The 9,630-nt window shown below is 65.4% G+C and carries 9 protein-coding genes and 1 pseudogene; 2 read left to right on the top strand and 8 right to left on the bottom strand.

What is annotated here, in order from left to right:
- Nucleotides 1-239: 239 nt before the first annotated feature.
- Together CHB84_RS14260 and CHB84_RS14255 are read right to left on the bottom strand one after the other, a co-directional pair.
- Nucleotides 240-863 carry a DUF2637 domain-containing protein gene (locus CHB84_RS14260; RefSeq protein WP_089302085.1) on the bottom strand — a complete coding sequence of 208 codons (624 nt, stop codon included), beginning with the start codon at nt 861-863 and terminating at the stop codon, nt 240-242.
- Nucleotides 860-1,312 carry a terminase gpP N-terminus-related DNA-binding protein gene (locus tag CHB84_RS14255; protein WP_089302084.1) on the bottom strand — a complete coding sequence of 151 codons (453 nt, stop codon included), beginning with the start codon at nt 1,310-1,312 and terminating at the stop codon, nt 860-862. Before CHB84_RS14255 ends, CHB84_RS14260 begins: the two co-directional genes overlap by 4 nt.
- 199 nt (nt 1,313-1,511) lie before the next feature.
- Here CHB84_RS14255 and CHB84_RS14250 point away from each other — a divergent pair, with 199 nt between their 5' ends.
- On the top strand, nt 1,512-2,666 hold the full coding sequence (locus tag CHB84_RS14250; RefSeq protein ID WP_245818742.1) for a GyrI-like domain-containing protein: 1,155 nt from the start codon (nt 1,512-1,514) through the stop codon (nt 2,664-2,666).
- On the opposite strand, the gene cofC is transcribed toward CHB84_RS14250, so the two are convergent.
- The 4 genes from cofC to CHB84_RS14230 form a co-directional block, all read right to left on the bottom strand.
- On the bottom strand, nt 2,653-3,435 hold the full coding sequence (gene cofC / locus CHB84_RS14245) for a 2-phospho-L-lactate guanylyltransferase (protein ID WP_089302083.1): 783 nt from the start codon (nt 3,433-3,435) through the stop codon (nt 2,653-2,655). The two genes, CHB84_RS14250 and cofC, sit on opposite strands and share 14 nt — an antisense overlap.
- Nucleotides 3,432-3,749: a sugar phosphate isomerase family gene (locus CHB84_RS14240; RefSeq protein ID WP_089302082.1), complete on the bottom strand. Its 318-nt coding sequence runs from the start codon at nt 3,747-3,749 to the stop codon at nt 3,432-3,434. The genes cofC and CHB84_RS14240 overlap by 4 nt, the downstream gene beginning before the upstream one ends.
- Before the next feature lie 171 nt (nt 3,750-3,920).
- The gene (locus CHB84_RS14235) at nt 3,921-5,294 is read right to left on the bottom strand and encodes an L-serine ammonia-lyase (protein WP_089302081.1); all 1,374 of its coding nucleotides are present in this window, start codon (nt 5,292-5,294) and stop codon (nt 3,921-3,923) included.
- A 163-nt stretch (nt 5,295-5,457) separates the two neighbouring features.
- Nucleotides 5,458-6,618, bottom strand: a complete 1,161-nt coding sequence (locus CHB84_RS14230; RefSeq protein WP_089302080.1) for a cobalamin-independent methionine synthase II family protein — start codon at nt 6,616-6,618, stop codon at nt 5,458-5,460.
- A 252-nt stretch (nt 6,619-6,870) separates the two neighbouring features.
- Between CHB84_RS14230 and CHB84_RS14225 the strand changes: the two genes are divergently transcribed.
- The gene (locus CHB84_RS14225) at nt 6,871-7,857 is read left to right on the top strand and encodes an LLM class flavin-dependent oxidoreductase (RefSeq protein ID WP_089302079.1); all 987 of its coding nucleotides are present in this window, start codon (nt 6,871-6,873) and stop codon (nt 7,855-7,857) included.
- A 143-nt stretch (nt 7,858-8,000) separates the two neighbouring features.
- On the opposite strand, the pseudogene CHB84_RS14220 reads toward CHB84_RS14225, so the two are convergent.
- Both CHB84_RS14220 and CHB84_RS14215 read right to left on the bottom strand, forming a co-directional pair.
- Nucleotides 8,001-8,407 (bottom strand): annotated as a pseudogene (locus CHB84_RS14220) (adenosylhomocysteinase); the annotation flags it as partial.
- A gap of 140 nt (nt 8,408-8,547) precedes the next feature.
- Entirely contained in the window at nt 8,548-9,630 is a 1,083-nt protein-coding gene (locus CHB84_RS14215) for a uroporphyrinogen decarboxylase/cobalamine-independent methonine synthase family protein (protein ID WP_176439964.1), read from the bottom strand.

Raw genomic sequence — 9,630 nt, 5'->3', positions numbered from 1 at the left:
CGGACGAAGGCGTGCAGATGGCGCACCAGGCTCGTCAGTATATCCCGCAGCCGCGGGTCCGGAGTATCGGCGAAACTCGCGATGACCGCGTCGGCAGCGTTCGACTCCGTGAAATCCGTAGCCATGTTCGCTCCCCAAATCCAAGCGGGTCGCGCCGAGCCGCGTGCTGATCTCGGCGGCGGCCTTGATGAGGGCTTCCGCCGAGATCGGACATTGGTACCGGTTCCCATGTTCGGCCCTCAGCGGGGCTGCTTCCTCGCGCAGGGGTCGCTGATGCCGTACTGCTCATCGAGCGACGAGTCCGAGCTTTCGCCCCCGTGATCGGGTGTTTTGTTCATAGCGGTGCGTGATGCTGGCCCATCGACCGTGTTGATCGGCTCGGCCGGAGGATCGATCTCATCCCAGGGTGTCGAGGACGTAGGGACAGGCGCGGACTCGTCGGCCTCTGCGGTGGCATCGTCGCGGTGGCGTTGGAGTGCGTGGGTGAGCAGGTCGACCGACAGCAGCAAGGCCGGCGGTGGGCAGGCGGCCACGGCGATCGCGGGTGCGTTCAACTCGGGGGCGGAAGCGATGTTGGCGCATAGCGACAGGCCGATCCCGACGATAAACGACAGCCATGCCGTCCACCGTCCGGCGGCCCGGTGGCCTCGCACAGTTCGATCGTGGCCATGGCCACCAGGCCGCCCCACGACCAGGGGCCAGAAGACGGCGGTGGCCTCGTCAGCACCGAACCGGAGGGCGAACTCGCGTCCGTGCTGGTACGACACGTAGGCCGCCGCCAAGGTGACAAGCAGCGTACAGGTGCATTGCAGATGCAGTGACCAGTCGATGCGGGGACTGGACGTCACTGGCAGGGTGATCACCGGGCCTCACCTGGCCGAGGCTGCCCATGGGTGTTGCGCATCGTGACGCCGCGCTCGCGGAGGCGTTGACGCACGGTGTCTGCGGCGACGTCCATACGGTCGGCGATCCGGGCCAGCGACCACCCCTGATGGTAGAGCCGAACGGCCTCGCCGATCTGATCATCCGATAGGCCACCATACCGCATCCGAACACCGTGGCGACGCAAAATCCGGCTCACCGCCCGACGCTCGATACCAAACCACTCCCCCAACTCATACACCGTCGCCCCCGACTCGTAGCCAGCAATCACTTGCCGCACCTGCTCATCACCGAGCTGCCGGGCACGCCCCGGCTTGGCCCGCTTCGGCGACGGTCGGGCTGGTGAATCCAAGTCCGACAACTTCCCACACAGCGATTCCAACGCGCTGACCTGGCCTTTCGTGTTCGAGTAAGCCTCCCCAACCTCCACCAGCGATGCCTCAGGACATCGAAATAGGCCGAACCCTCAGTGGGGGTTCGGCTATTGGTCTTTGGGGCTGGTGCCAGGGACGACCGGGGCTGGTCGTTGCGGGGTGGCGTCGATGTCTCGTTGGCGGGCAGGTGTTCTGTGCCTCTGCCTGCCCGAAAAGCAGACGGCAAGTTCCGTATTCTAGCGATAGAATATCTCCGTGTCTCCGGACCTGACCGATGGGGAGCTGATGCTGCTCGGCCTGCTGGCCGAGCAGCCGCGGCACGGGTACGAGCTGGAGAAGGTCATCGAGCAACGCGGAATGCGCGCGTGGACCGCCCTCGGCTTCTCCTCCATCTACTACGTGCTCGACAAACTGGCCAAACGTGGCTTGATCGAAGCGACCGATGCTCCGTCGTCCGTGAAGTCGCGCGTTACCTTCCGGGTGACACCGCTGGGCCGGGAACTGTGTGCCGCAGCCACGCGGGACGCCCTGGCGACGCCGACACCGATGCGCGCGCGTGTCCTGATCGGGATGGCGAACAGTCCGCGCTTGCCGGACGCGGACATGGTGGCCGGGTTGACCCAGCGCCGCGGCGCGGTGCGACAGCAGCTGACCGAGATCCGCGAGACCCGTACCCGGCAGGAACCCTTGCCCATGGCTGCCTCCGCGATCTTCGACTACAGCGAGGCCATGCTCGCCGCTGATGCCGACTGGACCGAAACCACACTGAACGCACTCATGCAGGAGGCCACTGTGGACAAGTACAACGTCAAGAAGACCCACAGAGAGCTTTACTCGCCGCCGTCGAAGGAGTTCACCGTCGTCGACGTACCCGAGTTCCAGTATATCGCGGTAGAGGGCAGCGGCGATCCGAACACGTCTGCCGGGTATGCGAACGCTGTTCAAGCCCTGTACGGAGTGGCGTACACGCTGAAGTTCGCCAGTAAGGAGACGCTCGGCCGGGACTTCGTCGTCGCCCCTCTGGAAGGACTGTGGCGGGCGGATGATCCCACCGTGTTCACCACTCGCGACAAGGACAGATGGGGGTGGACCATGATGATCAGTCAGCCGGGCTGGATCACCGAAGACATGGTCAGGGCAGCCGTCGACAACGTCTCGAAGAAGAAGGACAACCCCGCTCTGGCGGATGTTCGGCTGCACACGCGCATCGAAGGGACGTGCGTGCAGATCCTGCACATCGGCTCCTACGACGACGAGGCACCAGTCCTTGATCGCCTGCACAACCAGTACATGCCCGAGCACGGTCTCACCTTCAACGGCGACCATCACGAGATCTACCTCAGCGACCCACGGAAAACCGCACCCGCCAAGCTCAGAACGGTGCTGAGGCAACCCGTCAAGCGCGGGTAGCGCGCGGCTCGCGCGCCTCAGTCTCGGGTGGACACCGGCCGGAACGCGGGTTTCCAGGCTGCGGCGGATCCGCATCACCTTCCTCGGCGAACCGACCGGTTCGACTACGAGACAGCGTGGCGAGCATGGAACGGCTGTCTTCGAACCACCGGTTCACCCACGGTCCAGCCACACGGCTCACAGCGCCCAGATCGAGCCAGGTATCCACGTCGTGCGACAGGCGCGGATCGCACCGGCTGGTGAGATCGACCGCACCCGAACTCCGGTGGCGTACCGCCGAGTCGTGCCCGAATCGTGGTCGCAGCAGTGCACCCTGGCGACTCGCCAGTACGGTAGTTCCCGTCCCGTGCACGTCACGGATGAATGCCGGACGTTCCGCCGGAACCATACGCAGGAACCCGGTCAACCCCTCCCCCGAGAGCCCGGGAAGGTCGGCCACCAGCAGCGCCACGCGCCTGTGCCCCGAGCCGAGCGCGATGTCGCGGCCGCAGGCCAGTGCCGCGTTCAGCGTGTCCCGCCCGTCGAGCGCCTCAGGTTCCAGAACCGGACAGAGCCCGCGGTCGCCCAGCGCACGCGCGAGGTCCCACAGCTCCGCGGCGGGAGCCACGACGAAGCACGCGTCCACCCGGGGTGTATCGCACACAGTACGTACGGTGTCGTGCGCGAACGCCCGGGCCAACTCCTTCCGGGCCCGCGCGTGCATACCCGTGAGCCTGCTCTTCGCGACCTGCCATGACTTCACGGGAACCACGACCGCCCATCCGGTCACAGCGCGCTCTCCACCTGATCATCGAGGAACCACCGCGTCCGCACGCGGCCGCGGGCTCGCGCGGCCGGAACAGGGTCCGCGGGTCCGTTTACGGACCAGTCCACCTCGCGAACCAGGTGATGCCTGGACACACGCTCGAACACGGCTGTCCGGGTACGGCCTCCTGCTACGGCCAACGATGCCGAACCCTCGCAGGCTTGCGTACCCGCGAGCTCGCGGACCAACTCCGTTGCCACCGACTCGATCAGGACGTCCTCCGAGCCCTGAACGCGCACGTCCGATCCGTGCTCGGCGTACGATGCGTGGTGCGGCACAGTGATTCTCCCTTCGCATGACCTGCAGTCGTACCCGTCGCCGTCCTGATCCGCATCTGGCGCGACATGCGTTCTGCAGGGTCACATCACTCCGGTGAGCACACTCGCATCGCAAGCGATGGCCGGAAACGCACGAGGCCCGCCGGTGAGCTCGGCATGACGTACGCGTGTTCAACACTCCGCGACATTCACGGCAAGACCGCCACGCGATGTCTCCTTGTACTTGGTCTTCATGTCGGCACCGGTCTCTCGCATCGTCGCGATCGCCTCGTCCAGCGACACGTAATGCGTGCCCGACGATCGCAACGCCAACCTCGACGCAGTCACCGCCTTGTTGGCGGCCACCGCGTTCCGCTCGATGCACGGGATCTGAACCAGCCCTCCGATCGGATCGCAGGTCAGGCCCAGGTTGTGCTCCAGCGCGATTTCCGCCGCGTACTCGACCTGCGCCGGGGTTCCGCCAAGGACCTCGGTCAAACCGGCCGCAGCCATCGAGCACGCCGAACCGACCTCGCCCTGGCATCCCACATCGGCTCCGGAGATCGAGGCGTTCTGTTTGAACAGCATCCCGATCCCACCCGCGGTCAGCAGGAAGCGGACCACCCCGTCCTCGTTCGCGCCCGGAACGAAGCGCCAGTAGTAGTGCAGCACCGCAGGAACGATGCCCGCCGCGCCGTTCGTCGGAGCAGTGACGACGCGGCCGCCTGCTGCGTTCTGCTCGTTGACAGCCAGGGCGAACAGCGCGACCCAGTCCATGACCTGCAGCGTGTCGCGGGACGACGCCGATGCGAGGAGGTCCCGGTAGAGGCGAGGCGCCCTTCTCGGAACCTTCAGCCCTCCAGGGAGCACGCCGTCGGCCCGGCATCCAGCACGCACGCATTCCCGCATCACCCGCCACCGGGTGAGCAGACCCGTCCGGACATCCGCCTCCGGACGCGACCCGCACTCGTTCGCCCACACGACGTCGCTGACCGATCCGTCGATCTCGTCCGCTCGGGAAAGCAGCTCGGCTGCCGTCCCGAACGGGTACCGGACCTGTGTGGCGGGAGCCTCGCCAAGGCGCCGCGCATCCGGCGAGCCCTCGATAACGAACCCGCCACCGATCGAGTAGTACGTACGCTCCCGCAACGCCGCACCGCTGGCATCCAGTGCTGTGAACCGCATCCCGTTCGGGTGCTCCGGTAGCGTTCGCCGCCGGTACAGCAGGAGGTCACGGCGTTCCACGAATGCGATCTCGTAGCCGCCGGACAGGGTGATCCGCTCGCGGCGCCTCATGTCGTCGAGACGTTCGACGGCCGCATCAATATCCACGCTCTCCGGTTCCTCACCGGTGAGTCCGAGCAGGACCGCACGGTCACTGCCATGCCCGCGGCCGGTCGCGCCCAGGGAGCCGAACAGCGCCACGCGCAGCCGCGCCACGCGTGGCGCGAGGCCGTCGGCCAGCAACTCTGCGGCGAACCTGCCGGCCGCGCGCATGGGTCCCACCGTGTGGGAACTGGAGGGACCGATCCCGACGGAGAACATGTCGAACACGCTGACCGTCATCGGCGCGCTCCCTGACTTGTTCCCTGCCCCTTCACGAGACGTTCACCGCCCCGCGTAGCCCCCCGCTGAGCGGTGCGGGTTCGGTCCCACCAGTGCACGACATGCGGCCCGTGTGGTACTGCTCGGCTCCCCGGATGGTCCACGACTGAACCGCGAATGGTACCTACCTCTTCTTCGCCAGTTCGTCGGACGCCATCTGCGCACCCTCGACGAGATTGCGCAGCTTCATCCAGGCGATTCGCGGGTTGACCATCAGAACGTTCACGAACGTTCCGAAACCGCAGTCGACGCCGGCGATCAGGTTCTCCTGCCCCACCAGGTTGGCGTAGGTCTGAATGCGCTGGGATATCAGCTCGGGACGTTCGACGATCTCGATCTTCGAGTCGACCACGCCCGGAATGATTACCTTCCCGTCCGGGACCTTGAGGTCCTTGAAGACCTCCCATTCGTGCGCGTGCGCCGCGTTGGCCGCCTCGAAATTGATACCGCAGACGTTCGCCTTGAACGCCGGCTCCAGCGCGTCCCGCACGGGGATGTCGTTGACGTGAGGTCCGTTATAGTTGGCCCAGCACAGGTGCATGCGCACCTGCTCCGGTGAAATCCCCTGGAGCGCCACGTTGAGCGCCTCCACGTGCAGGTCCTGGATCGTGCGGAACCCGCGTTCCTCTACCTCGCCCCACATCCATGTCCGGATGTCCGCGCCGAACGCGAGATCCGGGGCATCGATCTGCACGAGCAGCCCCGCATCGGTGATCGCACGGTACTCCGCGTTCATGACCTCACCGATGGCGAGCACGTACTCGTCGTAGTTCTTGTAGTACCGGTTGGGAGAGCACATCGCCAGCAGCCCCGGCGACACCGCGGGCATGAACGCCTCGCTGGGCTGGCTCTGCGACAGTGCGGCCTTGAAGTTGTCGATGTCCCGCTGAACCTGGTCGTGCCCGATGTACGACAGCGGGCGGGTACAGACCGGAATCTTGACGTGCGTGTCCTTGTAGATTCGGTATACGATCTCCGGGAACGGCTCCATGTCCATGAACCGGAAAACTTCCGAAGCATCGATATACTCGTCGAATCCGTCGATACGGTCGCCGACGTACTCGAGATAGCCTGGCTTGGCCGTCTCCCCGTCCGACACCACGTCGATCCCGCACTCGACCTGCCGCGCCACGACCTCCGCGGTCGCTTCCCGCACACGTTTCTCGAAGAGATCCTCGTCGACATTGTTCCCGAGCACGCGAGCCGTAATCATCTCGTTGACGTCCTCGGGCCTTTCGAAACTTCCGGTATGCGTCGTCAGCACGCGGTCAACGCTACGCTTCATGGTATTCGTAGTCCTTCCATACGTGGCATCGTCATGCGGATCAAAATCCGCGACGGCCAAATGCAGGTGAGGTTATTTACCTTCGTGCACGGTACCGCGCCCGCGCATGCACGACCATTGACCAAATTCACCAAACACCGATCGCGTTCTTGCCTGATATGTCAATGCACCGGCTCGCGATCGCGATAGATACTACCCCGAAACGCCACTCCCGGCTGACCGCCGAGACCGAACTCCGTGTGGAGAGTGCTTATGAACACCAACCCGCTGGGTGTCCTCGTCATGACGTCGACACCCCCCGAAGACGTCGGGCCCACCGCGGCCATGATCGAAGACCTCGGTTTCGGGGAGGCCTGGGTCGCGGAGGACTACTTCTTCTACGGCGGTTTCACCGCGTCAGCGGCCGCGCTGGCGTCGACATCGACGATCCCGGTCAAGCTCGGCATCGTCGCGTCGGTTGCGCGCCACCCGGCGGTCACGGCGATGGAGATCGCCAACCTCGCGCGAACCTATCCAGGCCGGTTCACCGCGGGGATCGGGCACGGCGTTCCTGCCTGGACCGATCAGATGGCACTCACCGCACGCTCCCCACTCAGCGCGATGGAAGAGTGCGTGTCCGGGATCCGGAGTCTCCTGCAGGGTGAGACCGTCGACAACGAGGGGCGCAGCTTCACGTACCGGTCCGTTTCGCTGACGCATCCCGCCACGACCGACGTACCGTTGTTCACCGGGGTCGTCGGGCCGAAGTCGCTGGCACTGTCCGGTCGTATCGCGGACGGAACCGTGGTCAGCGTCCTGGCCGGGCCGACATACGTGCGGACGGCCCGCGAGCACATCGAACGGGGCATGGCTGCCGGGAACCGGAACGAACACCTCATGCCGGTCTTCGCCTTGTCGAGCGTGTCCGAGGACAGCGCTACCGCCCGTGCCGCCGTCCGACCTGCGCTGGCCATGTACCTCACGGCCCTCGGAGTGCACAACCCGCTGAGCGGGGCACTCGGCTGGAACGACCACCTGGCGGAGCTGCTCGAGGGCGGCATGGAACGCGTCGAACGCGAGATGCCCGAGGAGTGGATCGACGAGATGGCGATCGCGGGCAACCCGGCGGAGGTGTCGGACAAGGTGCAGCGACTGCTCGATGCCGGGGCCTCCAGCGTCGTGCTGGCTCCCGTCAATCCCGCCTCCGCGGCCGACGAGCTTCGACTCGTGGCGAAGTCAGTCCTGCCCGAGTTCAGCTAGCACGTCCGCGCCGGCGCCCCGGCCGACGACGGCCGGGGTGCCGAGGCGTACGGGAACGGACACGGCGGTCTCGCTCTCGTACCGGCGGCTCGGTGCTCGCGGCTGCCGACCAACCGGCACGCCGACCCGCACCCGTATCAGCTCAGCACGTCGGTAGCACGATCAATACCATCCACAACGGAGTGTCGGCAGCCGTACTTGTTGTCGAACTTGGATTTCGTCACCGAGTCGTTGACGTTGATCGCCGGAACGAGAAGCGATCCACGCTCGCTCATCTCGTACAGGCGGTACACGCCCGTGGCCGTCTCCTCCGTAACGCCGCGATCGCCGTCCACCGGCCCGGCTCGTCGGAGATCGTCCTCGCCAGAAGCTCGAGGACGAGCCGGTGTTCCTCGTTCTCCGCCTCGCCCGGGTTCGGCATGGCCCCGGACTTCTCGTACTCGACACCCTGATGCACCAGCATCGTGGCCTCACCACCGTCATCGAGAATCATGTTGGGCCCGCCGTCCGGCCACACCAGAGCCTGGCGTAGGCACTCCCAGTATTCCTCGTCATCATCCCTGTGGCACGCTCGGCCGGTCGAGCAGGCGGGTCGTTACGATCTCGGTGACGAGGCGGTCACGGCACCTCCCGGGAAGCGTCATCCGATGGCTGGTAACGAGCGGTCCGGCAAGAGCGTCGTCGTCAACGTCAGCCAGATCCTTCTCGTACGGAGTCCGCGCGGGACTCGGCGACGTCCCCTGTATCCCGAAGTTCCGAACGCACCATCGCGGCACCATCCACCATTGCCAGCAGCTTCGCGCGGGCGATGTGCGCGGGAAGGTGGCGCAGTCCGCAGTCGGGATTGATCACGAGCCGTTCCGCCGGGATCGTTCGCAGTGCCGTTCGGATCCGCGCGGCGACCGTGCCCGCCGTCTCGATCTCCTCCGTCTTGACGTCGACGACACCGAGGCCCACCGAGCGATCCCAGCCGAATCGTTCGAACAGCCCGAGGTCTCCGTACCCGCGCCGCGCGAACTCGAACACCAACTGATCGACGTCGGCATCCAGGACGTCCGGAAAGAGGAAGTCGTAGTGACCTTCCCAGATGGGCCGTGCGTAGCGGTTGCCGTAACACACGTGCAGCGACCAGTACACGTCGACGTCGGAGGTGATGATGTTGACGCCCTCGACGGCGACATCCACCTGGTCCCGGTAGCCGCACAGGAACGGTTCATCGATCTGCAACCAGGTGGCCCCCGCCTGTGCCAGGCGCTTCGCTTCCATGTTCAGCAGCCGGGCGAGCGCGCGGACGAGTTCCGAGGTATCGGAGTATGCCTGGTTGCGTATCCTACGTGACAACGACAGCGGTCCGGTGAACGAGAACTTGACCGGACGATCGGTGTTTTCCCTGGTGAAGCTCAGGTCGTCGACCAGACCCAGCGGTAGCATGGCGTTGTCCGGAAGCGGCCTGCTGACCACGGCATCGAAATAATTGTAGGAATCGGACTTGGCGATATCGGGTATATCGATTCCGGGTATCCGCGACAGCAGGTAGTCCACATCGTTGTCCCGCCGGAGCTCGCCGCCGGAAACGACGTGGATCCCAGTGCGCTCCTGGTCCTTGAGCGCGGCCTTGGTCGCGACGTCGTGGATGTCGTCAAGGTACTGCTTGCTGATCTTTCGTTGATAGTAGTCCGTCTTGACACTTTCCAGCCACTCCGGGACCGAGTACGAGCCGACCACGGTTGTCGGCAACAGCGGAAGTTCCGTCGAGTCGTTCTCGCCGGTCAC

Origin of the sequence: Haloechinothrix alba (genome assembly GCF_900188115.1) — a bacterium.
Taxonomy (GTDB): Bacteria; Actinomycetota; Actinomycetes; order Mycobacteriales; family Pseudonocardiaceae; genus Haloechinothrix; species Haloechinothrix alba.
This window is presented reverse-complemented; position numbering and strand designations above follow the sequence as displayed.

Bases quoted from the DNA above. Each gene is read 5' to 3' on its own strand.
- CHB84_RS14225 (WP_089302079.1), top strand. From the start codon at position 6,871: ATGAACACCAACCCGCTGGGTGTCCTCGTCATGACGTCGACACCCCCC.
- CHB84_RS14230 (WP_089302080.1), bottom strand. From the start codon at position 6,618: ATGAAGCGTAGCGTTGACCGCGTGCTGACGACGCATACCGGAAGTTTC.
- CHB84_RS14235 (WP_089302081.1), bottom strand. From the start codon at position 5,294: ATGACGGTCAGCGTGTTCGACATGTTCTCCGTCGGGATCGGTCCCTCC.